The organism is Delftia sp. WSY_16 (assembly GCF_043104415.1).
In the GTDB taxonomy this organism is placed as follows: domain Bacteria; phylum Pseudomonadota; class Gammaproteobacteria; order Burkholderiales; family Burkholderiaceae_C; genus Comamonas; species Comamonas tsuruhatensis.
This window is the reverse complement of sequence record NZ_JBICKS010000043.1, coordinates 63,752-88,603: the sequence shown is the minus strand read 5'-3', so window position 1 is coordinate 88,603 and position 24,852 is coordinate 63,752. Positions and strand designations below refer to the sequence as shown.

Below are 24,852 nucleotides of genomic sequence, written 5' to 3'. Positions count from 1 at the left end.
CGGTGCGTCAAGGGTGGGTCACGGGTCGGAGTGCGGCAGCAGGGCCGCCAGCGTATCGATGGAGTCGGCCTCCTGCACAGGCTTGTCCTCGCGCCAGCGCAGCATGCGCGGAAAGCGCACGGCAATGCCGCTCTTGTGGCGTGCGCTGCGCGCAATGCCCTCGAAGCCCAGCTCGAACACAAGGGTGGGCCGCACGCTGCGCACGGGGCCGAAGCTCTCCACCGTGGTCTTGCGGATGACGGCGTCCACGCGCGCCATTTCGGCATCGGTCAGGCCCGAGTAGGCCTTGGCGAAGGGCACGAGGGCGCGGCCCTCGGTGCCGGGCGGCGCGTTCCAGACGGCAAAGGTGTAATCGCTGTAGAGGCTGGCGCGACGGCCGTGGCCGCGCTGTGCGTAGATGAGCACGGCGTCCACGCTCAGCGGATCGATCTTCCACTTCCACCACACGCCGCTGTCCTTGGTGCGGCCCACGCCGTAGGCGGCGTCGCGGGCCTTGAGCATCATGCCCTCCACACCCAGGGAGCGGGCCTGCTCGCGAAGTTCGGCCAGGGCCTGCCAGCTGTCGCCTGCCAGCACGGGGCTGGGCAGCAGCGCCGGGTGCGCCACCAGGGCCACCAGCTGCTCCAACCGCGCGCGCCGTTCATGCTGGGGCAAGGCGCGCAGGTCCTGGCCGCCCTCCTCCAGCAGGTCATAGGCCAGCAGCACCACGGGCAGCTCGCGCAGCAGCTTGGGGCCCAGGGTCTTGCGGCCTATGCGCTTTTGCAGGTCGGCAAAGGGGCGCACATGGGCGGGCGCCTCGCCCTGCTGCGCAGCCCAGACGACGATCTCGCCGTCGATCACGGTGCCCGCAGGCAAGGCATCGCCCATGGCCTGCAGCTCGGGGAAGCGCTCGCTCACCAGTTCCTCGCCGCGCGACCAGATCCAGGTGCCCAGCGCGTCACCGCTGCCGCGCCGCACGATCTGGGCGCGTATGCCGTCCCATTTCCACTCCACCACCCATTGGGACGGCGGGCCGAGCACGGCGTCGAACTGCTCCAGCGGCAACTGCAGCGGATGGGCCAGGAAGAAGGGATAGGGGTGGCCACGGGCTTCGCCCGAATGCGCGTCATCGCCCTCTTCCTCGCCTGCCACCAGCCGCAGGTAGTCGGCCGCCCCGGGCCGCGCGCCGATGTGGGTGTAGCCCATGAGCCGCTGGGCGATGCGCTTGGCATCCACCCCGCTGACGGCCGCCAGCGCCTGCGTGACCTGCAGCCGCGACACGCCGACCCGGAAGGCGCCGGTGATCAGCTTGAAGTAGACCAGTCGCTCATCGGCCGCCAGCCGCGCCCATTGCATGCGCAGCGTGTCCGCCAGCGCCTCGGGCGCCATGCCGCGCAGCGGCAGCAGGTGGTCCGTGACCCAGGCGGCCAGGCCCAGGTCGTGCGCGTCACCGGGTGGCGGCAGCAGCAGCGCAATGGTCTCGGCCAGGTCGCCCACGGCCTCGTAGCTTTCGTCGAACAGCCATCCGGGCAGGCCGGCAGCCTCGCGCGCCAGCTCCTTCAAGACCTTGGTGGGTACCAGCTGACGCGGCTTGCCGCCGGCCAGGAAATAGACGGCCCAGGCCGCATCGGCAGGCGCGGCGGCGCGCAGATAGGCCTGCAGCGCGGCCTGCTTGTCGCGGCTGGCGGTGCTGGCGTCCAGCGCGCGGTAGAGGGCGGCGAAATCCTTCATGGGGCAGGAGCCTCATCCGGTGCAGTCTGGGCGGCGGCAGCCTCGTCCTCATCGCCGTATTCGGTCTGGAAGGCTTGCGCATCCAGGCCCTGCTCGCGCAGCCAGCGCACCAGCACGGCCACGCTGCCGTGGGTGACGAAGACCCGCTCGGCGCCCGTGGCGCCAATGGCGTACTGCAAGCCGGGCCAGTCGGCATGGTCGGACATGACGAAGCCCCGGTCCACGCCACGGCGGCGGCGCGTGCCGCGCAGCTGCATCCAGCCGCTGGCAAAGGCATCGGCATGGCCGGGAAAGCGGCGCATCCACGGCGTGCCCTGCGCCGAGGGCGGCGCCAGCACCAGGGCCGTCTTGAGTAGTCGTGCATCCACGCCGGGGTCGGTCACGCGCAGCGTGGGCGGCAGGTCCACGCCCGCCGCGCGGTACACGGCATTGAGCGGCTCCACCGCGCCGTGCACGACGATGGGGCCGATGCCGCTGTCCACCCCATGCAGGATGCGCTGGGCCTTGCCGAAGGCATAGCACAGCAGCACCGAGGGCCTGCCCTGGGCGGCGTTGGCCTGCCACCAGGCGTTGATGTCGGCCATCAACTCAGGCTGGCGGGGCCAGCGGTAGATGGGCAGGCCGAAGGTGGATTCGGTGATGAAGGTGTCGCAGCGCACGGGCTCGAAGGGGGTGCAGGTGCCGTCGGCCTCGGTCTTGTAGTCGCCCGAGGCCACCCAGACCTGGCCGCCATGCTCCAGCCGCACCTGGGCCGATCCCAGCACATGGCCGGCCGGGTGCAGGGAGATGCGCACGCCGTGGTGATCGATGGCTTCGCCATACGGCAGGGTCTGCAGCGTGATGTCCGCGCCCAGCCGTGCGCGCAGCACGCCTGCGCTGTCGTCATGGGCCAGGTAATGGGCGTGGCCGGCGCGCGCATGGTCGGAGTGGCCATGCGTGATCACGGCCCGGTCCACGGGCCGCCAGGGGTCGATGTAGAAGTCGCCGGCCGCGCAGTACAGGCCTTCGGGGCGGGCCACGATCAGGTCGGCGGGCATGCGGGATCGGGGAAAGCAGTGCTCATGTCCCCATGCTAGTGGGGCAGTCGATGGGCGCGCGCTGGCCCGGAGCGCGGCAGGCTGTCAGCCTGCACCTACCCGCGCAACGAACGACAGCAACCGGTCCGCAGGGCCGGTCAAATCGGGGAAGATAGCGCCCTCTCATCCCACACACATCCACACGCCTTCATGAACAACTCCGTCGTCCGCATGTCCAATCTCTTCCTGCAACTGGGCCTGGATGCCAGCGACCAGGCCATTGCCGATTTCATCCGCGCCCACCAGCTGGCCGCCGATGTGGATGTGGTGGATGCGCCCTACTGGAGCGATGCGCAGCGCCAGTTCCTGGCCGAGCAGCTCAAGGCCGATGCGTCGTGGTCCATCGTGGTCGACCAGCTCAGCGAGTCGCTGCACGAGGACGCCGTCAGGCGGCGCGCCGAAGGCCTGAGCTGAAGCGAGGCTGCCTGTCCACCCCGATGGCCTGCATGGACGGCAGCCCCAGGCCGCGAACGGCCATGCCGCGCCAGGACGAAGGCTGTCGGCTCACAGTCCTCCAAAGAGGTGCCTGCCCCTCAGGCCCATCCGCGTCACAAAACTGAAACAGGAAAATCGTAACATTCCCTAACAATTTTGCGATGTGCATTCCATGGATGAGTCCCGCGCCTACCTGAGCGATTCCCGGCCCCGTTTCCGCCCACCCAGCGCCGCGGACCTGTGCACCCCCGTCCCCTGCATGACCGCCGACGAGACCAACGAGAAGGTGCTCGAGGTCTTCACGCGCCACCGCGATCTGGCCAGCCTGCCCGTGGTGGAGGGCGACCGCCCCATCGGCCTGATCAACCGCAGCATCTTCCTGTCGCAGTTCAGCAAGCCGTTTCGCATGGAGCTGTACGGCAAGAAGAGCTGCATCGCCTTCATGGACAAGGAGCCGCTGGTGGTCGATGCCTCCACCGACATCGACACCCTGACCGTGAAGACCGTGGAGTACGGTGAAAAGGCGCTGACCGACGGCTTCATCATCACGCGCGGCGGCCTGTTCGCGGGCGTGGGCCACGGCCTGCAGCTGATGCGTGCGGTGGCGGACATGCAGGTGGCGCGCAACCGCCAGATCATGCACAGCATCGAATATGCCAGCGTGATCCAGCAGTCGCTGCTGCGCAGCTCGCGCGAGGCCCTGGCTCGCGCCTGCCCCGGCGCCGACCTGGTCTGGGAGCCGCGCGACGTGGTCGGCGGCGACTTCTACCAGTTCAGCCAGGACGGCGACGGCTGGTTTGCCACCGTGGCCGATTGCACGGGCCACGGCGTGCCCGGCGCCTTCATGACGCTGATCGCCACCAGCAGCCTGGGCCAGGCCATCAAGGAACACGGCCCGCGCGACCCGGCCGCGCTGCTGGGCCATGTGAACCGCAGCGTCAAGCAGATGCTGGGCCAGCTCGACGGCAAGGACGGCACGCCGGGCTCGGACGACGGGCTGGACGCGGCCTGCTTCTGGTTCGAGCCCGCGCACCGGCGCCTGCGCTTTGCAGGCGCGCGCCTGTCGCTGTTCCTGCTGCGCCCCGGCGCCGAGGCGGTGGAGGTGGTGGACGGCCAGCGCAAGGGCGTGGGCTATGTGGACAGCGAATTCGACTTCGCCTGGAACAACATCGGCCTGGAGCTGCCCGCAGGCACCCTGGTCTTCACCACCACCGACGGCCTGATCGACCAGGTCGGCGGCCCGCGCGGCATCACCTTCGGCAAGAAGCGCCTGCGCGAGCTGCTGCTGGAGCAGGCCGGCCGCACGCCCGCCGAGATCAACCGCGCCCTGCTGGACGCCCTGCAGGCCTGGCAAGGCGAGCACCACCGCCGTGACGACCTGACCTTCTTCTGCTTCAGAACCTGAATGCCTCCCATGCCCCAAGCACAGATCGCCGACAAGTACGGCAGCTTCTTCCACCTGGCGCGCCAGCACCAGGTGATCTTCTACTACGTGGGCTACTTCTCGCAGAACATCGTCGCGGCCATGGCCGAGGCCGTGCGGCTGCAGCTGGAAGTGGCCGGCGTGCCCGGCCCCACGCGGCGCAAGCTGTTCTCGTCCTTCGTGGAGATGGCGCAGAACATCATCCATTACTCGGCCGATGCCCTGACCCCGCCCCACCAGGACGATGGCGAGCTGCGCCACGGCGCGGTCTGCATCCGCCGCGAGGACGACGGCAGCTTCGTGCTGCTGTGCGCCAACCCCATCGAACCCGGCATGGGCGAGGCGCTGCGCGCCAAGCTCGACGCCCTGCGCAGCATGACCCTGGACGAGATCAAGAAGGCCTGCCGCCAGTCGCTGCGCGACGACGCGCCCGAAGGCAGCAAGGGCGCGGGCATGGGTTTCCTGACCCTGGCCCGCGATGCGCGCGAGCCGCTGCAGTTCGACTTCGATCCCGCCCAGACCGTGGACGGTCGTCCCGTCTTCTACCTGAAAGCCACGCTCTGAGCCGCACCGGCCAGCCAGGAACGCTCCGGCACCGGACCTGGACAGGCCGGGCGCGCAGGCACGGACAACGCACCGAGATCACGCATGGACAACCTCTACATCGCTCCGACCCCCAGCTCCCCGGAAGTGGACTTCCGGTTCGACACGCACACGCTGCACCTGCGTGGCGAGTCCTATCCGGAGAACGCCGCCGCCTTCTATGGCGGCATCCTCACCCGCCTGCAGGACTACCTGGCCCTGGCGCAGCCCGCGCAGCAGCAGGCACCGATCCAGGTGCACATCGCGCTGGCCTACTTCAACAGCTCCAGCACCAAGATGCTGTTCAACCTCATCGAGGCGCTGAGCGAGGCCGCCGAGGCCGGCCGCACCGTGGCCCTGCACTGGTACTACGACGAGGAAGACGACACCATCTGCGAATTCGGCGAGGAACTGCGCGACGACTTTGCCGCCATTGCCTTCACCGGCCATCCCGTGAAGGCCGCGTGATGGACACCGTGGCAGCACCCGCCGCCTGCGCCGCTCCTGCAGATCTTTTCGATGCCGAGCACCGGGCCCTGCTGGCGGCCCGCGCGGCCCACGAGCTGGGCGAGGAGGCCGGCGCCCGGGCCTGCCACCAGGCCCTGGGCGCGCTGCTGGCCGCCTATGACCGCCTGCTGCGCGAAACGCGCCGGCTGGTGCGCCGCAGCGACCGCGCCGAGCTGGAGATGACCCAGCTCAACCAGCGCCTGCAGGAGCTGGCCGGCGAGCTGGAGTACCGCGCCACGCACGACCCGCTGACCGGCGTGCTCAACCGCGCGGCCATCATCGAGCGCGTGAACCGCCACTTCACCCAGCAGGGCCTGGCCCTGATCGTGCTGGACATAGACCACTTCAAGCGCGTGAACGACAGCTTCGGCCACCCCGTGGGCGACAGCGTGATCCTGGGCGTGGTGCGCTGCCTCAAGGCCGCCGTGCCGGACACGGCCCACATCGGCCGCGTGGGCGGCGAGGAATTCACCGTGCTGCTGCCCCAGCACGACAGCGACGGCGCCGTGCGCGTGGCCGAGCAGGTGCGCGCCGCCATCGAGGCCCATCCCTTCGGCCTGCCCGACGCCAGCTGCATCACGGCCAGCTTCGGCGTGAGCTGGCGCCCGAGCGGCGGCCGCTTCGACGAGGCCTACAGCCTGGCCGACGAGGCCCTGTACGCCGCCAAGCGCAGCGGTCGCAACCAGGTCGTGCGCGCGGCAGACCATGCCACGGCCTGAGCGGCGCGGACACAGACAGGGCTGAGGCATGAGTTTCGTGATGCGCGCACGGGCGCCCAGGGCGCCCGCCCCTGCTTCCGCCCTCCTGCAGCCGGCTCTGCAGCCGCCCCCGCCATCGCCCGTGCCCGGGCCTGAATGGCGGGTGCTGATCGTGGACAGCGACCCCGACGTACACGCCGCCTTCCGCCTGGCGCTGGAAGGCCACAGCCTGTTCGGCCGGCCGCTGGTGTTCCTCTACGCCCGCTCCGGCACGCAGGCACGCAACCTGCTGCGCAGCGAGCAGGACCTGGCCGTGGTGGTGCTCGACGCCGTGACCGACGGCACGGGCGCCGGCCTGGACCTGGTGGACTTCATCCGCTACACGGCCGGCCTGCGCAACAGCCGCATCGTGCTGCGCACCGGCCGCCCGGGCCAGGCGCCCGACCTGGAAACCCTGCTGCGCTACGACATCAACGACTGCCGCACCAAGACCGAACTCACGCCCGACCGGCTGCTGGCCATCGTGGTGACCGCCGTGCGCTCCTACGAGCAGCTGTGCGCCATCGAGGCCAACCGCCGCAGCCTGGAGCTGATGGTGCGCTCCAGCGCCTCGCTGCTGGAGGAAACCAACCTGCACGCCTTCGCACGCGGCGTGATCACCCAGCTGGCCACCTTGCTGGGCGTGGCCAGCGAAGGCCTGGTCTGCTCGGAGGGCACGCACCCGGCCGAGCCCTACCGCGTGCTCGCGGCCACGGGGCCGTTCGCCCGGCTCATCGACCAGCCCATCGCCACCGTGCTGGCCTCGCGCGGGCTGCGCCTGCTGCGCCAGGCGCTGCAGACCCGCCGCAACATCTATGGCGTGCAGCGCGGCGTGGCCCTGTACATAGGCCGGGGCGACGAGCAGGACATGGCCGTCTTCATCGACGCGCCGGCCTCGCACAGCGCACTGGACCGCCAGCTGCTCGAAGTCTTCTGCGCCAACCTGCGCACGCTGCTGCACAACCGCGGCCTGCTGGAGCGCCTGCACCAGTCCGCCTATTTCGACCCCCTGGTCTGCCTGCCCAACCGCGCCCACTTCGTGGAAAAAGTGGACGAATGCGTGTGGCGCGGCACGCAGGACCATGTGCTGGCCCTGGTGGACATCGACGACTTCAGCGCCACCAACGACGTGATGGGCCACCGCTTCGGCGACCGCCTGCTCGAAGCCATGGCCCGCCGCCTGGCCGGCGCCCTGCCCGCCGGCGTGCTGCTGGCGCGCGTGGGCTCGGACACCTTCGGCATCCTGGGCCCCACAAGGGAAGTGGCCCTGGGCCAGTTGCTGGACTGCGCGCGCCAGCCCCTGGCCGTGGACGGCGTGCCGCACAAGGTCTCGCTGACCTGCGGCTACGTGCACCTGCCCCGTGAACGCCAGGCCGGCACCGACCTGGTCAAGGACGCCACCATCGCCCTCAAGCGCGCCAAGCGCGACCACCGGGGCCAGCTGCTGGAGTATTCCGAGCACATGGGCATGGAGGCACGCGACCGCGCCCTGCTGCTGTCCGACCTGCGCGCGGCCATCGACGGCGCCCAGCTCTTCCTGGTCTACCAGCCCCAGGTGGACCTGGAAACCCATGCCCTGGTCGGCCTGGAGGCCCTGCTGCGCTGGCCACGGCAGGACGGCAGCTTCGTGCCGCCCGACCGCTTTATTCCCGTGGCCGAGCATTCGGGCCTCATCGTGCCGCTGGGCCAATGGGTGCTGGCCACGGCCTGCCGTACCATGCGCGAACTGCTGGACGCCGGCCGCGCGCCCCGGCGCATGGCCGTCAACGTCTCCACCGTGCAGCTGCAGGACCCGGGCTTCCTGCAGACGGTGCGCCATGCCCTGGCCGAGCACGGCCTGCAGGGCGCGCAGCTGGAGCTGGAGATCACCGAGTCGGTGGCCGTGCTGCCCACCCAGCTGCTGCAAACCACGCTCAGCGCCCTGCGCACGCTGGGCGTGACCATTGCCATCGACGACTTCGGCACCGGCTACTCCTCGCTGAGCTACCTGGAGCGCCTGCCGCTGGACCGCATCAAGATCGACCGCAGCTTCGTGCGCCAGCTTGGCGAATCACAGGAAGCGCGCATCGCCGAAATGATCGCCCAGCTGGGCCGCAAGCTCGGCCTGCAGGTCCTGGCCGAAGGCATAGAGGACGCCAGCGCCTGGCAGGCCCTGCGCGCCATGGGCTGCCAGGAGGGACAGGGCTATCACGTTGCCCGGCCCATGGACAAGGCGCAGTTGCTGGGCTGGCTGGGCCAGCGCAATGAAGCGCTTCAGCGACAGCCTGGCACCTCTGAGTTCCCCTGAGGCGGGCAGGCCGCGCCCTGCGCCCTGCTCCCTCCCTACCTACCTGCACACCGCAGGAAACCCATGCCGCCTGGCCGCCCACACCACGGCCAGCGATGCGCCCAGCAGCGCCAGCAGCACGGGCGTGAAGGCGCCCACGCCCATGCGCGCCAGCAGCAGGCCGCCCACGATGCCGCCGCCGGCAATCGCCATGTTCCAGGCCGTGACCAGCATGGACTGCGCCACGTCGGCGGCCTCGCCCGCCGTGTGGGCAATGGCGGTCTGCAGCAGCGTGGCGGCGCCGCCAAAGGCCAGGCCCCAGACGGCCACCGCCGCATACACCAGGGCCGGCGCATCAGCGGCCATGCCCAGCATCAGCGTGGACAGTGCAAACAGCGCAATGCTGGCCAGCGTGAGCGCACGCAGGTGGCGGTCGATCAGCACGCCGGTGATCCAGATGCCCAGCACGGAGGTGGCGCCGAACACCAGCAGCACCAGGTCCGTGCGCGCGGCCATGCCCGCCTCCGCCAGGAAGGGCGCGATGTAGGTGTAGAGAATGTTGTGCGCCAGCACGAAGGCCAGCACCACGAACAGCACGGGGCGCACGCCCGCCAGGGTGAACACGCGCCGCAGCGGCAGGTGGCGGCCTGCCGCCTGCCCCGCGAAGTCGGGCAGGCGGGCGCGCACCCAGACCATGAGCGCCAGCGCCAGCACGCTCATGAGGCCGAAGCACAGCCGCCAGCCCACCCACTGGCCCAGCACGGTGCCGGCCGGCACGCCCAGCGACAGCGCCAGCGGCGTGCCCACCATGGCAATGGCGATGGCGCGGCCCTTGAGATGGCCGGGCACCATGCGTGCCGCGTAGCCGGCCAGCAGCGCCCAAAGCAGCCCGGCCGAGACCCCCGCCAGAAAGCGCGCCACCAGGGTCAGCGCAAAGTGCGTGGACAAGGCCGTGACCGTGTTGGCGACGACAAAGCCGGCGATCGCCGCCAGCAGCAGGGGGCGGCGGCGCATGCCCTGCGTGGCGGCCGTCAGCGGTATGGCGGCCACCAGGGAACCTATGGCGTAGAGGGTGACGGTCTGGCCTACCCAGGCCTCGGTCACGGCCAGGCCCTGGGCCATCTGCGGCAGCAGGCCCGCCGGCAGCGCCTCCGTCAATATGGTGATGAAGGCTGCCATGGCCAGCGCCAGCAGGGAGGCAACGGGCAGGCGGTCCTGGCTTGTTCCGTTCATTGCGGCTCTCCCGAAGCCCCGTGGACCTCACAAACCCCGTAGACCGCGTCGCGCAAATCGTTGACGAAGCGCCCCGACATGCCCTCGTACAAGGTGTTGGTGAAGGCCACGACACTGAGCTCCTGCGCCCGGTCCACGAACCAGGAATGCCCATAGGCCCCGCCCCAGCGCCAGGTGCCCGCCGACTCGGGCGACGCGGCCAGCGCCGGATCGCGCAGCACGGAAAAGCCCAGTCCGAAGCCGAACCCGGGCGCATCGGGCAGCTCCAGCCCGCCCGTCTGGTCGCGCGCCATCTCGGCGACCAGCGCGTCGGGCAGGAGCGTTCCGCCGCCCTGGCGCAGGGCCTCCAGCAGGCGCAGGAAGTCGCCGGCCGTGCCGGCCATGCCCGCGCCGCCCGAGGCAAAGGCCCGCGCATTGAAGATGCGGGCCGGGCTGAACGGGATGCCGATGGCGCCCTCGAAGGGCGACACGGTCTCGCCCTCGGCCAGCGGATGGGGCTGCGGCACATCGCTGACATAGGCCGTGGCCACGCGCCGTGCGGCCAGTGCATCGGTCACGGCAAAGCCGGTATCGGCCATGCCCAGCGGCCCGGCCACAAGGTCGCGCACGGCCTGCTCCAGCGGCCTGCCGTGCACCTGTTCAATGAGGGCGCCCAGCACATCGGTGGCCAGCGAGTAGCCCCAGGCCGTGCCAGGCTCGTACCGCAGCGGCACGCTGGCGATGCGGCGCAGGTTCTCCGCCAGGCTGATGCCCGAGCCATCCATGCCGTCCGATACACCGGCCAGCGCATAAGGGCCCTGTGCGTCGGCCTCGAAGAAGCGGTAGCCCAGCCCCGCCGTGTGGCTGAGAAGCTGCCGCGCGGTGATGCGCGCCGGCCGGCCATCGGCCAGCCGGGGCCGGAACTGCGGCAGCCAGCGGTCCACGCCCTCATCCAGACCGAGCCGGCCCTGCGCCACCAGCACCAGGGCCGCCGCCGAAACAATGGGCTTGCTCGCCGAAGCCAGGCGGAACACCGTGTCCACGGCCATGGGAAGGCCGCGCTCGCGGTCAGCCCAGCCGGCCGCCTGGCGGTGGACCAGGGCGCCGCCACGCGCCACCAGCACCACGGCGCCGACCAGGCGCTGCGCCTCAAGCGCCTGCCGGACCACGGCCTGGATGCGGTCGGACAGGGGCGAGTTCAACGGGGCTGCAGGCAGCGCAGCGGGTGCAGCAGATGCCGCAGAAAGAGCAATCGTCATGGGAATTCCCGGGATCAATGAACAGGGTCCTGACGATAGAAAGCCCTCGATTAAAGAAAAAGTGGGGTAGATTTCCGCGTTATGCGGAGCTTTCTGTCCGCAATGAAGGAGTGGCCTTGGACAGCCTCAACGGTTTCCTGGTGTTCGTGCAGGTCGCCGAGACCCGCAGCTTCGTGGCGGCAGGCCGGCTGATGGGAGTCTCGGCATCGGCCATCGGCAAGAGCGTGGCAAGGCTGGAGGACCGGCTGGGCGTGCGCCTGTTCCACCGCAGCACGCGCAGCATCACGCTGACGGCCGAGGGCACGCTGTTCCTGGAGCGCAGCCGCCGCATCCTGGCCGAGATCGAGGCCGCGCAGCTGGAGCTGTCGCAGGCCAGCACTGCGCCGCGCGGCCGGCTGCGGGTCAGCCTGCCCCTGGTCAGTTCGCTGGTGCTGCCGGTGCTGGGAGAGTTCATGCGCGCCTATCCCGAGATCGAGCTGGACCTGGACTTCACCGACCAGCTGGTCGATGTGATCGAGGACGGCTTCGACGCCGTGGTGCGCACGGGCGCGCCCGCCGACTCACGCCTGTCCGCGCGCCGGCTGGGCGACTTCCGATACCTGCTGGTGGCCTCGCCCGGCTATCTGGCGCAGCGCGGCACGCCCCGGGTGCCCGAGGATCTGCTGCAGCACAGCTGCCTGCACTACCGCTACCCCCACAGCGGCAAGCTGGAGCCCTGGGTGCTGCGGCGCGCAGCGGGCGCGCCCGAGCTGCAGCTGCCCACCTCCATGATCTGCAACAACATCGAAACCCGGCTGTGCTTTGCGCTGCAGGGCCTGGGCATCGCCTACCTGCCGGATTTTTCCATCCGCGAGCCGCTGGCCGACGGCCGGCTGCAGCCCGTGCTGGCGGACTGGATGGAGCACACCAATGTCTTCCACGTGCTGTGGCCCGCCAGCAGGCACCCCTCGCCCAAGCTGCGGGCACTGGTGGACTTCCTGTGCGCGCGGGTGTTTCCACAGGCGCAGCCCGGGCAGGTCCAGGACGCTGCCAGGACCGGGGCGCCCAAGACACCCAAGACACCCCAGACATCCGGGACGCGCGGATAGGCTGCGCGCCGGCTGCTGCCCTGACTTGCTGGCTATCGCGCAGGCCCCTATCTGAGTTAGCATGCTTATAGAGCGACGTATTCACAGAGTCATATCGGTTGCTCTGGCCCACCGGCAGGCAGGACCTGCGTCTCGAACGCTGTGGCGTGCGGGGCGCTGTATCGGTGGGCCATTGCGGTTGACAGCTGGCGTTGCAGATCTTTTTTCTTGTCTCGCTGCGTTGCATGTCTTCTCGTTCCACCGCTATCCATCGTCCCGCCCTTTCCTCGCGCTCGCACGCAAGAACATCGTTGGCCGTCATTGCAGGCGTCTGCTTGATGGCGCTCGCAGCGGGGCTGTACTGGGCCGCGTTGCTGGCCAGCCACCAGTACATGCAGCGCTACACACAGGATCAGGCATGGCTGCGCGTCTCGCAGATGTCCCAGGCGGTTTCCGCGCAGGCCGGGACCATGCTGTCGGGCCTGAACTATTCCCTGCGGGACCTGGCCCAGGACTACGAGTCGGGTGACTCCGAGGCGTTCGGGCGGGCCGTCGCCAGCGTCCAGGAGGCCTATCCGCCCGGCACCATCGTCCAGGTGGCCGTGGCCGATGCGAAGGGCCAGGTGGTGTATTCGAGCCTGGCAGCCTCGGAGCCGCCTGCGCAGGGCGTGTCCATTTTCGACCGCGAACATTTCCAGGCGCATCTGAAGGGCCTGACGCAGGGAACCTTCATTGGCCGTCCGGTACAGGGACGGGTTTCCGGGCAATGGGGTATCCAGCTGAGCCGCGCCCTGCACCACCGTGGCGCGTTTGCGGGCGTGCTGGTGGTGTCGCTGTCGCCGCAGTACCTGTCACGGCAATTGCAGGCCATCTTCGACAGCCCGCGCGACGTGATCTTGCTGCTGCGCGAGGACGGCACCTATCTTGCGCGCTCGCAGAACCAGGACCGGGTGCTCGGGCGCCAGTTGCCCGCGAAGCGGGTGGCGCTGTTTGCCCCCGATGTCACGCATGGCACCTACGAGGTGCTGGCGAGCACCGACGGAATACAGCGCATGTATGCCTGGAGCCGCGTCAGCGGCTTTCCGATACTGGTGAGCACGGGGCTGGACCACGAGGCCGTGTTCGGCCCGCTCAACGAGACCATACGGCAGAGCCTGTGGCGCAACGGCATAGGCACGCTGCTGATTTTTCTGGGCGGGATGCTGACGGCCTGGCTGGCGTTCCAGCGCTGGCGGGAGGAGGACCAGCGGGTCCAGTCCGAAGAGCGCTTTCATCTCCTGTCGCAGGAAGTGCCGGGCGGCCTGTTCCAGTACAGCTGGGACCCTGCCGGCCACTACGCTCTGTCGTTTGCCAACCCCGGCTTTTATGCCATGCACTGCATCGATCCGGATACGTCAGACACTGCCTTGCAGGACCTGGCACAGCGGGTTCATCCGGAAGATATCTCCGCGCTCAGGCGGTCCATCGACGAAGCGATGCGCAGCCAGGGGGACTGGGCCTGCAAGTACCGCGTGCAGTCCGCCGATGGCTCCGTGCGCTGGCTGCAGGGCCATGCACGCCCGCAACGCACTGAAGACGCAACCGTGCTCTGGCATGGCTACATCCTCGATGTCACCCAGGACGAAAGCCTGCGCAAGGCGCTTCACGAAAGCGAGGAGCGGCTGCGGCTGACCATCGGTGCCGTGCGTGACGGACTTTGGCAGTGGGACCGCGAACACGACCAGGTGCTGTGGGATGCCCGCTGCTACCAGATGCTGGGCATGCCGGACCAGGCACTCGGTTCGTTCACGGTGGCCGGCTTCATGCATCTGCTGCACCCACTGGACCAGCCTCGCGTCCAGGAACGGCTCAGGCGCCACCTCGAACACGGCGACCCATTCCGTGTCGAGATGCGCATAAGGCAGGCCGATGGCTCCTGGCGATGGATCGAATCGCGCGGGGAAGTGACCCTGCGCGATGCCGACAACAAGGCACTGCGCATGCTGGGAATGCACACCGATATCCAGGAACGGGTGGAGCAGACCCATATGGTGAGCGCCCTGCTGGAGCGCGGAAGCGCCCTGGTGCTTGTCGCCAGCCATCGCCGCAGCATCGTCTACGCCAATGCCCGGGCAGCCGAGTGCTTCGGCCTTGCCGCGGGCGCGCTCGAGCCGCAGTGCTCTTTCCAGCAGCTGCATCCGTCCAGCGACAGTTTCGACAGCTTCGCATCGCTGTACGAGCGCCTGAGCCTGAAGGGCACGGTGCGTACCGAGTGGGCACTGAAGGTCAAGGGTGGCCACATGCGCTGGTTCGACATGCAGGGGGCACTGCTGGACCCCGAAGATCCCCAGGGCAATGTGATCTGGACACTGTTCGACGTAGATGCCCGCCATCAGGCGGAAAGCGCATTGCACCAGGTACAGCAGCGGCTGGAGGCCATCATCGAGAAATTTCCGTCAGGCATCCTGGTGACCGACGATGCGGGGCAGTGCATCAGGGCAAGCAACGCAATGCTGGTGGACCTGTTCGAGCTGCCGCTGTCCGCCACGGACCTTGTGGGGAAAAGCCTGCAGACCTTGCTGTCCTATTTGCCCCCGGCCATGGCAACGGCCTTGCAGCCTGCACCGCAACCGGGGGGAGGTGCCCTGTCGCAACGAACGATCTTTGCCCTGTCCAACGGCCGCCATATAGAAACGGAGCTGCTGCCGCTTCGCAGGCAGGAGCGGCTGCTTGGCTACTGCTGGGTATTCCACGACGTGACCGACTACAAGAGGCGCGAAACGCAGCTCGAAGCCCTGGCATTGACCGATGCGCTCACGGGTGCCAGCAACCGGCGGGCCTTCATCACGCGCATGGAGTCGGAGCTGGAGCACCTGCGCCTGGGACTGAGCCATCCGTCGGCACTGATCATGCTGGATATCGACCATTTCAAGCGCGTCAACGACAGCTTCGGCCATGGCGTGGGCGACGAGGTGCTCAGGCATCTGGTGATCGCGGTGTCCAAGCAGCTGCGCCAGGGCGACATGCTGGGCCGCCTGGGCGGCGAGGAATTCGCCGTCTTGCTGACGGACGTGGACGCCCCGACCGCACTGCGGCGCGCGGAGAACCTGCGTGAGGCCGTGGCGGCGCTGGCCGTGTCCGTACAGGGCCAGGACAGCCCGATCCGCTTCACCGTGAGCCTGGGCGTATGCCTCATGGACGAGGGCGAGGCATCGGTCGAGCGCTGCCTGGAGCGGGCCGACGCCGCCATGTATTTCTCCAAGCGCAATGGCCGCAACCGCACCACATGCTGGACGCCCGATACCCCCGTGATTTCAGACGCCAAGTGAACGCGATGCCAGTGCCGCGACACGCCCGTGCGCCCGGGCAAGGCGATGTGTCAGCTACCCGGCCGCCTCACTCATCGCCGGGCACTCCGTAGCTGGGCGCGGCCGTGGGATCGATGGCGCGCGTCTGGTAGTCCTGCATCTGCGGCGCGTAGGCGGCCCAGAGGCCTTGCAGCGCGCCGATGGGATCGTGCTCCGACCAATCCACGCGCAGGTCCGCCATGGGCCAGCTGTGCTCGCCCGCCACCTTGAGTGCGGCCGAATGCACGGGCCCGGCCTCGCCGCCCGCGGCCATGGCGGCCTGCATGGCGGCCAGCAGGCGCTCGGCCAGCGGCAGCGCCGCGCTGCGCTCGAAGGCCGGCACCATGGCCTCGATGGTGCGTTCGCTGGCCAGCAGGTTGCCGGCCGCCACGCACTGCCGCCCCACGGCGCTGGTGAAGATGCCCAGGGCCTGGCTGCCGCTGAAGACGCCGGCGCGGCCCTGCGCGTCCACCACGGTGACCTGGCGGTACTGGGGCCAGCTGCCGTCGTCCAGCGCCTGGCGCAGCGCGGCCTGGGGGTCGGCGCCCTGCTCCAGAAGATCCAGCACGCGCGGGCCCAGGGCGGGCAGCGTGATGTTCTGCGTGGACACCACGCCCACGCCCGCGCGCACCCAGGGGCAGCGCGCGCCCACCGCAATGCTGGACGAGCTGATGGCCACGCCCAGCTGCCCGGTGCGCTCGCAGCGCCCCACAATCGAAAAAGTCATGGTTTCTTCCTCCTGCCGATGCAGCTGTACCAGGTGCTTGCTTTGGTTGACGCTCAGGCGCTGGCCGGCGGCTGCCAGTCATCGGGGATGACCGCGATCACGTCGATCTCCATCAGCCACTGCGGCTGCCCCAGGGCCGAGATGCACAGCCCCGTGGAGATGGGAAACACGCCCTTGAGCCACTTGCCCACTTCCCGGTAGACAGGCTCGCGGTAGCGCGGGTCGATGATGTAGGTGGTGGTCTTGACGATGTGCGACAGGTCGCTGCCCGCTTCCTCCAGCAGCTGCTTGACGTTCTTCATCGCCTGCTCGGCCTGCTTTTGCGGATCGCCCAGGCCGACCAGGTTGCCCTCGAAATCGGTGCCGATCTGGCCGCGCACATAGACGGTGTTGCCGGCGCGCACGGCCTGGCACAGGTCGTTGTCCAGCGACTGGTTGGGATAGGTGTCCTTGGTGTTGAACATGCGGATGCGGGTATGGGTGGGCATGGTCTGGCTCCTGCAGGGGGTGGATGGGAAGGTGTCTCAGAGCGCGCTACCTGCTACCTGCTGCGGGCGGCGGCGTCGTAGTCGCTGTAGCGGCGCTGCTTGGCGATGTGGTCGGCCACGAACTTGGCGTCATGCCACACGCCCCATATGAAGGACGAGCCACGGCGCGACAGCCAGGGCAGGCCCAGGAAGTAGATGCCGGGCTCATGGCCCACGCCGCGGTGGTGGCGCGGCTTGCCGCCGGGCTCGAAGCTGTCCACCTGCAGCCAGCTGAAGTCCACCCTGTAGCCCGTGGCCCAGATGATGGATGTGATGCCTGCGGCAGCCAGGTCGAGTTCGCGCAGCGGATGGCGCACGCACTCGGGATCGGGCAGGCGCCTGCGCGCCTCGGGCTCCTCGGGCAGGTCCAGGCCGTTGCGGCGGATGTAGTCGTCGGCCGCATCCAGCATGGCCAGGTAGTTGGCGTCGCCGTTGGCGATGTTCTCGGCCAGGTCGTCCCGGAAGCGCACACTGCCATCGGCGAAGGACTCGGTCAGCCCCACCAGGGTGATGCCCTGGTGTCCCAGCGCGCGAAAGTCCACGGTGTGGCCGCCGCGCGCGCCGCTGACGGCAATGGTCACATGCTCGCGGCCGGGCTTGGCAATGGCCGCATCCCATTCGCCCAGCACGCCCAGCCACCAGCAGAAATCACGGCCGCGGTAGGCGCGCGGCGGCCGGTCATGGGCGCCCACCGACAGGAACACCTTGCGGCCCGCGCGCTGCAGTTCGTCAGCGATCTGCACGCCCGAGGAGCCTGCGCCCACCACCAGCACGGCGCCTTCGGGCAGCTGCGCGGGGCGGTGGTAGTGCGCGGAATGGATCTGCAGCAGGCGGCCATCGGCGGGCGCAGCCGGCGCTATCGGCGGGATCACCGGCACCTGGAACGGCCCCGTGGCCGCGATCACGTTGCGGGCCTCGATCACGCCCTCGGACGTTTGCACCGTGAAGCCCGGCCGGCCCTGGTTGCGCGTGACCCGCCTGACCTCCACGCCGGTGCGCACGGGCGCCTTGATCTGGCGGACATAGTCCTCGAAGTAGTCGGCCACCTCGTCCTTGCCGGGAAAGCCGTCGCGGTCGCCTTTGAACTCCAGGCCCGGAAAGCGGTCATGCCAGGCCGGCCCGTTGGCCACCAGCGAGTCCCAGCGCCCCGTGCGCCAGGCCTGGGCGATGCGCTGGCGCTCCAGCACCAGGTGCTCTACGCCAAGCTGGCTCAGGTGTTCGCTGGCCGCAATGCCGGCCTGCCCGGCGCCGACCACGAGCGTATTGATGGTTTGGATTTCAGCTGTCATGGTGTGGGTCTCTCAGGAAAAAAAGGCGCAGGCCGTCCCGCATCGGCGCGGTGCCGACTGCCTTGGTGTGGTCCGCAACAAAAAAGGAAAGGAGGTGAAGGCCGCCCGTGCGGCGCTACAGGTACAGGTGCTTCACCACGTCGTTGGCCAGCAGCTCGCTGGCCGTGCCCGAGGCCACCAGCTGGCCCTTGAGCAGCAGATAGCCGGTGTGGGCGATGGACAGCGCCGCCTCGGCGTTCTGCTCGATGAGCAGCACGGTGATGCCTTGGCTGTGAATGCGCTGCACCGTCTCGAAGTACTCCTCGATGAGCTTGGGCGACAGCCCCAGCGTGGGCTCGTCCATCACCACCAGGCGCGGCTCGCCCATGAGTACGCGGCCCAGCGCCACCATGGCCTGCTCGCCGCCGGACAGGGTTCCCGCCGCCTGCGACAGGCGCTCGCCCACCCGGGGGAACAGGGCCACCACGCGCTCCAGCGCCTGGGCAAAGCCCTGCTGCGGGCGCAGCGCGTCGTGGCCGATCTTCAGGTTCTCCTGCACGGTCAGCTCGGCAAACAGGCGCCGCCCTTCGGGCACGAAGCCCACGCCCAGGCCGGCCAGGTCCTCGGTGCGCATGCGCGCCAGCGGCTGGCCCATGACGCGGATGGCGCCGTGGTGCACGGGCAGCAGGCCCGCGATCGCCTTGAAGGTGGTGGTCTTGCCCGCGCCGTTGGGGCCCAGCAGGCAGACGATGCTGTGCTCGGGCACCTGCAGCGAGACCTGGTTGAGCATGTTCACCACGCCATAGCGCGTGCTGATGGAGTCCAGTTCAAGCATGGCTGGCCTTTCTGCCCAGATAGGCTTCCTGCACGCGCGGCAGCCGGCGCACCGCCTCGAAGCTGTCGTCGCCGATCTTGCGTCCGTAGTCCAGCACCATCACGCGGTGCGGCAAGGTGGCGATGAGCCGCATGTCGTGCTCGATGATGATGAAGCCCAGCGCCGGATTGCCTTCGCGCAGGCGCTGGATGTCGGCGATCAGCGCATCGGTGTCGCGGTCGTCCATGCCGCTGGAGGGCTCGTCCAGCAGCACGATGCGGGGCTCGGCGGCCAGGGCGCGCGCAATCTCCAGGCGGCGGCGGTCGGCCTGCGGCAGGCTGCTGGCCAGCACGTTGCGGCGCTGGTGCAGGTCGCTGGACACGCTTTGCAGCAGCGCGCAGGCGCGCTCGGCGCAGCGCTTCATCTCGGCGCGCGAGACGGCCGGGCGCAGCAGCGCGGTGAGCACGCCGCAGCGGGTGCGCGCGTGCATGCCGATGATCACGTTGTCCAGCACGCTCAGCGAGCCGAACAGCCGGCTGGTCTGGAAGGTGCGCGCAATGCCGGCGCCCGCGATGTCGTGCGCGGCCATGCCCTTGAGCGAGCGGCCTTGCAGCAGCACCTCGCCCTCGGTGGGCTGGTAGATGCCGGTCAGCAGGTTCAGCAAGGTGGACTTGCCCGCGCCGTTGGGCCCGATGATGCCCAGCACCTCGCCCGCCGCCAGATGGATGTCCACGCCCTGCACCGCCGTCAGGCCGCCGAAGCGCATGGTCAGGCCACGCCCCTCCAGGACCAGCGGGCCTGCGGTCGCGGCATGTGCGGCGTGTTGGGGGGGATGGGAATCAATGCTCATGGTTGCGCACCCGTTGGGGGAAGATGCCGCGCGGGCGGATGATGAGGAAGGCGATCACCACCAGGCCGTAGAACAGGATGCGGTAGTCGGAAAACGCCCGCAGCTTCTCCGGCAGCATGGTCAGCAGGAAGGCGCCGACGATCACGCCCAGCGTGTTGTCCATGCCGCCTGCGATCACCAGCGTCATGATGGTCACCGACACCAGGAAGGTGAAGTTGTCCGGCGAGATGAAGCTCACATAGAACGCATACACCGTGCCCGCGAAGCCCGCCAGGAAGGCGTCCACCGCAAAGGCCTTGACCTTGAACCAGGTGACGTTGATGCCGCAGGCGCGCGCGGCGATCTCGTCGTCGCGCAGGGCATTCCAGGCCAGTCCCACGCGCGAGCTGTGCAGGCGCTGCGCCGAGACGATGGCCAGCCCCAGCAGGGCGACGGCCACGTAGTAGAAGTTGGCCTGGCCCGGCAGGCTGAGGCCCCACAGCGTGATGGGGTCGTTGAACGAATGCCCGAACAACGTGGGCGAAGGAATGCCCACCAGGCCGTTGGCGCCGCCCGTCCACTCCAGGTTCATCAGCAGCTGGTGCACGACGATGCCGAAAGCGATCGTCACCAGCGCCTGGTAGCTGTCGCGGGTGCGCATGGACGGCAGGCCCAGCAAAAAGCCGAAGACCGTGGCCACGGCGGCGGCCACCAGCAGGCAGATCCAGAAGCTCACGCCGAAGTGGATGGCCAGCAGGGCCGACGCATAGGCGCCGATGCCGTAGGACGCGCCGGTGGCGAAGTTCGGTATGTTGGCGCTGCCCAGCTGGAAGTTCAGCGCCAGCGCCAGCACCGCGTACAGGCAGGCGATGATCATCAGGTGCATGGCGTAGCTGTCACCGCCCAGCACCCACGGAAAGACCAGCGCCAGCACCACGCCCGTGCCCGCCGCCAGCGGCCTGCACTGGCCGAAGGCAGCCACGATGCGGTCTTCCACCAGCGGGCGTTTCTGCACCGCGACCAGGGCCACGGCAAAGCAGGCCAGCAGCGCCAGCACCGTGATCCAGCTTTCGGCCAGCAGGAACTGGCGCAGCAGCACGGCGCCCGCCAGGGCCACGCCCAGCACGATGGCGGCAGAGCCCGCACTCCGTGGCGCCGCCTGCGGCGGCGCCTGTATCGTCGTTGTCTGCATCACACCTTCTCCATTTTCTGAACGCCGAACAGGCCGGCGGGACGAAAGATCAGCACCAGGATCACCAGCGCGAACACGAACACCAGGCGGTACGAGGTGCCGTTGGGCACATAGCCCTGCACGATGGTCTCGATGGCCGCAATCAGCAGGCTGCCGACAATGGCGCCCCCGAGCCGCCCCAGGCCGCCGACCACCGCGGCGGAAAAGCCGATCAGCCCCGCCTGCACGCCGAAGTCAAAGCGCACCACGCCCGCATAGCTGGCCAGGAAGATGCCGCCCACCGCGCCGGTGGCCGAGGCAATGAAGAAGGTGTTGCGAAACACCGGCCCCGGCGCAATGGAGAACAGCCGCGCGGTTTCGCGGTCCTGCGACACGGCGCGTATGCGCATGCCCATGGGCGTGTGGTGCAGCACATAGAGCAGCACGCCCACCAGCGCCACCGCCACCAGCACCGAGACCACGCTGATCAGGGGCAGCGGCCCGAACGGGGTGGGAACGGCCCCCTGCGCAATCGCCGGGAACGCGTGCGGATTGCTGCCCTGCGGGTACAGGTGGCGGATCAGCTCGCGGATCACGATGCCCAGCGCCACCGTGGCCACCAGCGGCATCATGGCCGGCGCATTGCGAAAGCGGCTGATCACCAGCCGGTCCAGGGCGATGCCCAGCCCTCCCACCGCCGCAATGGCCACCAGGCAGGCCAGGCCCAGCACCAGCCAGGGGGCCGAGCCGCCCAGCGCGGTGGCCAGGGCCTGCACGGCCGCCAGGGCGATGAAGGGGGCGACCATGGCCACGTCGCCATGGGAAAAGTGAATCACCTGCAGCACGCCAAACAACAGGCTGAAACCCAGGGCAAGCAGGCTGTAGATGCAGCCCAGGGTCAGCCAGTTGATGAGTTGCTGGAACAGCGCGTCATGCATCGATAGGGTTCCTCTTGTGTCGGGTTCGGCCGGGTTGGCGGGGCTTCGCTTGTCTCCATGTCACGCAACCATTGAAGCAAGAAACCGCACAAAACCTGCGTCGCTTTTGCCGAGGCGCTGCTTCGGAAAACGCGATCCAGTCCCGGGCCGGTGCGGCGATACATTGATCCGGCGGCGTTGCCAGACAGCGCCGGCCAGCCCGCCATGCACCGTGGCGCCCCGCCGCCCCGGGCCCCGCCCGGGCCGCCATGGCTGCCCCTCGTCTTCACCTGAACAGGACCGACCGACCATGCAAGCCTTCACGACAACCACCGCCCTCCTGCCATCGCGCAGGCGCCTTGCCGCATCCGCCCTGGCGCTGGCCGCCGCCACGCTGGCCTGCGGCGCGGCCTGGTCCCAGTCCACCGTGAAGCTGGGCTTCATCGGCCCCGTCAGCGGCGGCAACGCACAGCAGGGCCTGGGCGCGAAGAACGGCTTCCTGCTGGCCATAGACCAGTGGAATGCCACGGCCGGCGTGCCGTTCAAGGTGGAGGGCGTGGTGCTGGACGATGCCTCCGACCCGCAGACCGGCGTGTCCGCCGCGCTCAAGCTGGTCAACGACCGCGACGTGGTGGGCGCCATCGGCCACTGGAACAGCCCCGTGGCCCTGGCCACGCTGCCGGTGTTCAACCGCGTGCAGATGCCCTTCATCGTCTGGGGCGCCATCGGCCCCAAGATCACCGACCAGAACTTCGCCAACACCACGCGCGTGACGCCCACCCTGGTCAACGAGAACAAGCCCCTGGCCGCCTGGGCCGCCACGGGCCTGGGCGCAAGAAAGATCGCCATCATTGCCGACACCAGCGACTACGGGCGTGCCAACCTGGCCTCGTTCGGCAGCTTCTACAAGGCAGAAAAAGGCAGCGTGGTGGCCGAGGAAAGCTACCCCGTGGGCACCACGGATTTCCGCTCCATCCTCACCAAGATCAAGAGCCTGAACCCCGACGCGGTCTACTTCGGCGGCGTGATCACCGAGGCCGGCATCGTGCGCAAGCAGATGGCCGAGCTGGGCATGAAGCAGCCCATGCTGGGCATCAGCGGCATCTTCGATCCGCAGCTCATCCAGATCGCCGGCCCGGCCGCGGACGGCACCATCGTCGGCACGCCCAAATCGCAGACCAACCCCCGGCTGGACGCCATGAGCCGCGCCTATGCCGCCAAGGGCTATGCCGACTCCGAGAGCCCGTACACCAAGTACGCCTACGACGCGACCGGCATCCTCTTGCAATCGCTCAAGACGGCAGGCACCAAGGACCGGCAGGCCGTGGCCAAGGCCATCCGCGCCATACGCTACGACGGCGTGACCGGTACCGTGACCTTCGATGCCAACGGCCAGACGCAGGTGCCCGTGGAGCTGCAGCTGCACGAGGTCAAAGACGGCAAGTGGGCCAGCCGCTGATGATCAGGACAGGCAGCCAGTACCGCGACTCCATCCGCGATGGCCGGCGGGTCTGGATGAACGGCGAGCGCGTCAACGACGTGACCACCCACCCCATGTTCAAGCCGCTGGTGGACATCCGCGCGCGCATGTACGACCTGCAGCACGAGGCCGCGCTGCGCGACGCGCTCACCTACGACGAAGGCGACGGCGAGCGCCACCCCATCGCCCACAAGCTGCCGCTGACGCGCCAGGACTGGTGGGACAAGCGCCGCGCCACCGATCTGCTGCTGGAGGACATGGGCGGCGTGGTCATGCGCGTGGGCGACGAGAGCGTGGGCGAGATGTGGTCGCTGTTCGACGGCCAGGACGTGCTCAACGAGCTGGACCCGCGCTTTTCCGCCAACATCCGCACCCACATCCGCCGCGTGGTGCGTGGCGACCTGTTCCACGTATCGGCCAACACCGACCCCAAGGGCGACCGCTCGCGCCTGCCGCAGGACCAGGACCCCGACGTGCTGCTGCATGTGGTCAAGGAGACCGATGCAGGCGTCATCGTGCGCGGCGCCAAGTACGAGACCGCCGCCGCCTATGCCAACCAGGCCTTCACCAAGCCGGGGCTGGCGCACTGGGGCGACGCGGCGCAGTCCGAATACGCCATAGGCTTCATCTGCGACCTGGGCGCACCCGGCCTGCGCTTCATCTGCCGCCCGGGCCTGGCCGCCCGCGCATCGGCCCAGGACCATCCGTTGAGCCATCGCTTCGACGAAGTGGATGCCATCGTGGTCTTCGACGACGTGCTGGTTCCCTGGGAGAACGTGCTGTTCTACCGCCACACCCGGGCCGCCCATTTCCTGCGCGAGACGCTGCACCGCTACTCGGCCTTCACCTTCCTGCAGCGCAGCCTGAAGCTGGCCGACATGCTGATAGGCACGGCCCTGCACAACGCGCGCCAGACCGGCGTGGAGAAGCTGCAGGCCGTGCAGGACAGGCTGGCCGGCCTGGCCTGCTACCGCGAAGGCATCAACGCCCACCTCACGGCCGCCATCGCGCTGGCCGAGCGCAGCCCGGCGGGCCTGATGATGCCCAACCAGTCCCTGCTGTTCACCGGAAGGTCGCTGGCCACCGGCCAACTGCACCACATGATGAACACCGTGCGCGAGCTGTGCGGCGGCCAGGTCTGCCTGACGCCGGACCACGCCAGCTTCGAGAACGAGGAAACCGGCCCCTGGCTGCGCAAGTTCTACACACTCGGCCCGCAATCGCAGGCCGACGACCGCCGCAGGCTGCTGGCCTATGCGCGCGACCTGCTCGACTCGGACCACGCCGGCCACCGGCTCAGCTTCCAGCTGTTTGCGCAATGCCCGCCCTACGCCCAGACGGCGGCCGTGTACCGGCACTTCAACTGGGATGCGCCGCTGGACTTCGTGGGCAAGTCCGCCGGGCTGACGGACCGCGTGAAGGCCACGCAGGCGCCGGCCCAGGGCGACGGTGCGGTGGCGCAATGGTTTCGCAATCACAACGCCAGCGACTGAAGGCTGCCGGGTCCCGACCGCCGCAC

General features: G+C 69.1%; 21 protein-coding genes. 10 read left to right on the top strand and 11 right to left on the bottom strand.

Annotation, left to right across the window (positions count from 1 at the left end):
- Positions 1-18: 18 nt before the first annotated feature.
- Positions 19-1,710: an ATP-dependent DNA ligase gene (locus tag ACF8O7_RS26365; protein WP_392444705.1), complete on the bottom strand. Its 1,692-nt coding sequence runs from the start codon at positions 1,708-1,710 to the stop codon at positions 19-21.
- Positions 1,707-2,747: a ligase-associated DNA damage response exonuclease gene (locus tag ACF8O7_RS26360; protein WP_047217254.1), complete on the bottom strand. Its 1,041-nt coding sequence runs from the start codon at positions 2,745-2,747 to the stop codon at positions 1,707-1,709. Before ACF8O7_RS26360 ends, ACF8O7_RS26365 begins: the two co-directional genes overlap by 4 nt.
- A 189-nt stretch (positions 2,748-2,936) precedes the next feature.
- Here ACF8O7_RS26360 and ACF8O7_RS26355 point away from each other — a divergent pair, with 189 nt between their 5' ends.
- From ACF8O7_RS26355 to ACF8O7_RS26330, 6 genes are all read left to right on the top strand, one after another.
- Positions 2,937-3,200 carry a DUF2789 domain-containing protein gene (locus ACF8O7_RS26355; RefSeq protein WP_017404395.1) on the top strand — a complete coding sequence of 88 codons (264 nt, stop codon included), beginning with the start codon at positions 2,937-2,939 and terminating at the stop codon, positions 3,198-3,200.
- A 193-nt stretch (positions 3,201-3,393) separates the two neighbouring features.
- Positions 3,394-4,626 (top strand): SpoIIE family protein phosphatase, encoded by a 1,233-nt coding sequence (locus ACF8O7_RS26350; RefSeq protein ID WP_016453717.1) that lies wholly within the window; start codon positions 3,394-3,396, stop codon positions 4,624-4,626.
- 9 nt (positions 4,627-4,635) lie between these two features.
- Positions 4,636-5,208: a SiaB family protein kinase gene (locus ACF8O7_RS26345; RefSeq protein WP_016448190.1), complete on the top strand. Its 573-nt coding sequence runs from the start codon at positions 4,636-4,638 to the stop codon at positions 5,206-5,208.
- An 84-nt stretch (positions 5,209-5,292) separates the two neighbouring features.
- Positions 5,293-5,694: a DUF1987 domain-containing protein gene (locus ACF8O7_RS26340; protein WP_016448191.1), complete on the top strand. Its 402-nt coding sequence runs from the start codon at positions 5,293-5,295 to the stop codon at positions 5,692-5,694.
- Positions 5,694-6,452, top strand: a complete 759-nt coding sequence (locus ACF8O7_RS26335; protein ID WP_016448192.1) for a GGDEF domain-containing protein — start codon at positions 5,694-5,696, stop codon at positions 6,450-6,452. The genes ACF8O7_RS26340 and ACF8O7_RS26335 overlap by 1 nt, the downstream gene beginning before the upstream one ends.
- A 28-nt stretch (positions 6,453-6,480) precedes the next feature.
- On the top strand, positions 6,481-8,757 hold the full coding sequence (locus tag ACF8O7_RS26330; protein ID WP_392444701.1) for a putative bifunctional diguanylate cyclase/phosphodiesterase: 2,277 nt from the start codon (positions 6,481-6,483) through the stop codon (positions 8,755-8,757).
- Positions 8,758-8,796: 39 nt separating this feature from the next.
- Here the strand turns inward: ACF8O7_RS26330 and ACF8O7_RS26325 are convergent, their stop codons facing one another.
- Positions 8,797-9,969 carry an MFS transporter gene (locus ACF8O7_RS26325; protein ID WP_244386274.1) on the bottom strand — a complete coding sequence of 391 codons (1,173 nt, stop codon included), beginning with the start codon at positions 9,967-9,969 and terminating at the stop codon, positions 8,797-8,799.
- Positions 9,966-11,207 (bottom strand): serine hydrolase, encoded by a 1,242-nt coding sequence (locus ACF8O7_RS26320; protein ID WP_061287790.1) that lies wholly within the window; start codon positions 11,205-11,207, stop codon positions 9,966-9,968. Before ACF8O7_RS26320 ends, ACF8O7_RS26325 begins: the two co-directional genes overlap by 4 nt.
- Positions 11,208-11,323: 116 nt before the next feature.
- On the opposite strand from ACF8O7_RS26320, the gene ACF8O7_RS26315 reads away from it, so the two are divergent.
- Together ACF8O7_RS26315 and ACF8O7_RS26310 are read left to right on the top strand one after the other, a co-directional pair.
- Positions 11,324-12,295 (top strand): LysR family transcriptional regulator, encoded by a 972-nt coding sequence (locus ACF8O7_RS26315; RefSeq protein WP_392444698.1) that lies wholly within the window; start codon positions 11,324-11,326, stop codon positions 12,293-12,295.
- Positions 12,296-12,612: 317 nt separating this feature from the next.
- A complete protein-coding gene (locus ACF8O7_RS26310; protein ID WP_392444695.1) occupies positions 12,613-15,582 on the top strand; it encodes a diguanylate cyclase in 2,970 nt (989 codons plus the stop codon).
- Between the two features lie 67 nt (positions 15,583-15,649).
- Here ACF8O7_RS26310 and ACF8O7_RS26305 read toward each other — a convergent pair whose 3' ends face one another.
- The 7 genes from ACF8O7_RS26305 to ACF8O7_RS26275 form a co-directional block, all read right to left on the bottom strand.
- Positions 15,650-16,327, bottom strand: a complete 678-nt coding sequence (locus ACF8O7_RS26305) for a DUF1028 domain-containing protein (RefSeq protein WP_034364380.1) — start codon at positions 16,325-16,327, stop codon at positions 15,650-15,652.
- A gap of 53 nt (positions 16,328-16,380) precedes the next feature.
- Positions 16,381-16,815 (bottom strand): RidA family protein, encoded by a 435-nt coding sequence (locus tag ACF8O7_RS26300; protein ID WP_012204875.1) that lies wholly within the window; start codon positions 16,813-16,815, stop codon positions 16,381-16,383.
- Positions 16,816-16,868: 53 nt separating this feature from the next.
- Entirely contained in the window at positions 16,869-18,143 is a 1,275-nt protein-coding gene (locus tag ACF8O7_RS26295) for a flavin-containing monooxygenase (protein WP_392444692.1), read from the bottom strand.
- Positions 18,144-18,258: 115 nt separating this feature from the next.
- The gene (locus ACF8O7_RS26290; RefSeq protein WP_016448200.1) at positions 18,259-18,957 is read right to left on the bottom strand and encodes an ABC transporter ATP-binding protein; all 699 of its coding nucleotides are present in this window, start codon (positions 18,955-18,957) and stop codon (positions 18,259-18,261) included.
- The gene (locus tag ACF8O7_RS26285; RefSeq protein WP_209669522.1) at positions 18,950-19,786 is read right to left on the bottom strand and encodes an ABC transporter ATP-binding protein; all 837 of its coding nucleotides are present in this window, start codon (positions 19,784-19,786) and stop codon (positions 18,950-18,952) included. Before ACF8O7_RS26285 ends, ACF8O7_RS26290 begins: the two co-directional genes overlap by 8 nt.
- Positions 19,776-20,957 (bottom strand): branched-chain amino acid ABC transporter permease, encoded by a 1,182-nt coding sequence (locus ACF8O7_RS26280; protein WP_392444690.1) that lies wholly within the window; start codon positions 20,955-20,957, stop codon positions 19,776-19,778. Before ACF8O7_RS26280 ends, ACF8O7_RS26285 begins: the two co-directional genes overlap by 11 nt.
- On the bottom strand, positions 20,957-21,874 hold the full coding sequence (locus tag ACF8O7_RS26275) for a branched-chain amino acid ABC transporter permease (protein ID WP_016452303.1): 918 nt from the start codon (positions 21,872-21,874) through the stop codon (positions 20,957-20,959). The genes ACF8O7_RS26280 and ACF8O7_RS26275 overlap by 1 nt, the downstream gene beginning before the upstream one ends.
- Before the next feature lie 289 nt (positions 21,875-22,163).
- On the opposite strand from ACF8O7_RS26275, the gene ACF8O7_RS26270 reads away from it, so the two are divergent.
- Positions 22,164-23,312 (top strand): branched-chain amino acid ABC transporter substrate-binding protein, encoded by a 1,149-nt coding sequence (locus tag ACF8O7_RS26270; protein ID WP_013802993.1) that lies wholly within the window; start codon positions 22,164-22,166, stop codon positions 23,310-23,312.
- Positions 23,312-24,826 (top strand): 4-hydroxyphenylacetate 3-hydroxylase family protein, encoded by a 1,515-nt coding sequence (locus tag ACF8O7_RS26265; protein ID WP_392444688.1) that lies wholly within the window; start codon positions 23,312-23,314, stop codon positions 24,824-24,826. The genes ACF8O7_RS26270 and ACF8O7_RS26265 overlap by 1 nt, the downstream gene beginning before the upstream one ends.
- The last annotated feature ends 26 nt before the right edge of the window (positions 24,827-24,852 follow it).

What these genes read in the sequence shown, in the direction of transcription:
- ACF8O7_RS26320 (WP_061287790.1), bottom strand. Translation starts at nt 11,207, where the DNA reads ATGACGATTGCTCTTTCTGCGGCATCTGCTGCACCCGCTGCGCTGCCT.
- ACF8O7_RS26275 (WP_016452303.1), bottom strand. Translation starts at nt 21,874, where the DNA reads ATGCATGACGCGCTGTTCCAGCAACTCATCAACTGGCTGACCCTGGGC.
- ACF8O7_RS26270 (WP_013802993.1), top strand. Translation starts at nt 22,164, where the DNA reads ATGCAAGCCTTCACGACAACCACCGCCCTCCTGCCATCGCGCAGGCGC.
- ACF8O7_RS26340 (WP_016448191.1), top strand. Translation starts at nt 5,293, where the DNA reads ATGGACAACCTCTACATCGCTCCGACCCCCAGCTCCCCGGAAGTGGAC.
- ACF8O7_RS26300 (WP_012204875.1), bottom strand. Translation starts at nt 16,815, where the DNA reads ATGCCCACCCATACCCGCATCCGCATGTTCAACACCAAGGACACCTAT.
- ACF8O7_RS26285 (WP_209669522.1), bottom strand. Translation starts at nt 19,786, where the DNA reads ATGAGCATTGATTCCCATCCCCCCCAACACGCCGCACATGCCGCGACC.
- ACF8O7_RS26325 (WP_244386274.1), bottom strand. Translation starts at nt 9,969, where the DNA reads ATGAACGGAACAAGCCAGGACCGCCTGCCCGTTGCCTCCCTGCTGGCG.
- ACF8O7_RS26280 (WP_392444690.1), bottom strand. Translation starts at nt 20,957, where the DNA reads ATGCAGACAACGACGATACAGGCGCCGCCGCAGGCGGCGCCACGGAGT.
- ACF8O7_RS26305 (WP_034364380.1), bottom strand. Translation starts at nt 16,327, where the DNA reads ATGACTTTTTCGATTGTGGGGCGCTGCGAGCGCACCGGGCAGCTGGGC.
- ACF8O7_RS26335 (WP_016448192.1), top strand. Translation starts at nt 5,694, where the DNA reads ATGGACACCGTGGCAGCACCCGCCGCCTGCGCCGCTCCTGCAGATCTT.
- ACF8O7_RS26310 (WP_392444695.1), top strand. Translation starts at nt 12,613, where the DNA reads ATGGCGCTCGCAGCGGGGCTGTACTGGGCCGCGTTGCTGGCCAGCCAC.
- ACF8O7_RS26345 (WP_016448190.1), top strand. Translation starts at nt 4,636, where the DNA reads ATGCCCCAAGCACAGATCGCCGACAAGTACGGCAGCTTCTTCCACCTG.
- ACF8O7_RS26265 (WP_392444688.1), top strand. Translation starts at nt 23,312, where the DNA reads ATGATCAGGACAGGCAGCCAGTACCGCGACTCCATCCGCGATGGCCGG.
- ACF8O7_RS26355 (WP_017404395.1), top strand. Translation starts at nt 2,937, where the DNA reads ATGAACAACTCCGTCGTCCGCATGTCCAATCTCTTCCTGCAACTGGGC.
- ACF8O7_RS26290 (WP_016448200.1), bottom strand. Translation starts at nt 18,957, where the DNA reads ATGCTTGAACTGGACTCCATCAGCACGCGCTATGGCGTGGTGAACATG.
- ACF8O7_RS26330 (WP_392444701.1), top strand. Translation starts at nt 6,481, where the DNA reads ATGAGTTTCGTGATGCGCGCACGGGCGCCCAGGGCGCCCGCCCCTGCT.
- ACF8O7_RS26350 (WP_016453717.1), top strand. Translation starts at nt 3,394, where the DNA reads ATGGATGAGTCCCGCGCCTACCTGAGCGATTCCCGGCCCCGTTTCCGC.
- ACF8O7_RS26365 (WP_392444705.1), bottom strand. Translation starts at nt 1,710, where the DNA reads ATGAAGGATTTCGCCGCCCTCTACCGCGCGCTGGACGCCAGCACCGCC.
- ACF8O7_RS26360 (WP_047217254.1), bottom strand. Translation starts at nt 2,747, where the DNA reads ATGCCCGCCGACCTGATCGTGGCCCGCCCCGAAGGCCTGTACTGCGCG.
- ACF8O7_RS26295 (WP_392444692.1), bottom strand. Translation starts at nt 18,143, where the DNA reads ATGACAGCTGAAATCCAAACCATCAATACGCTCGTGGTCGGCGCCGGG.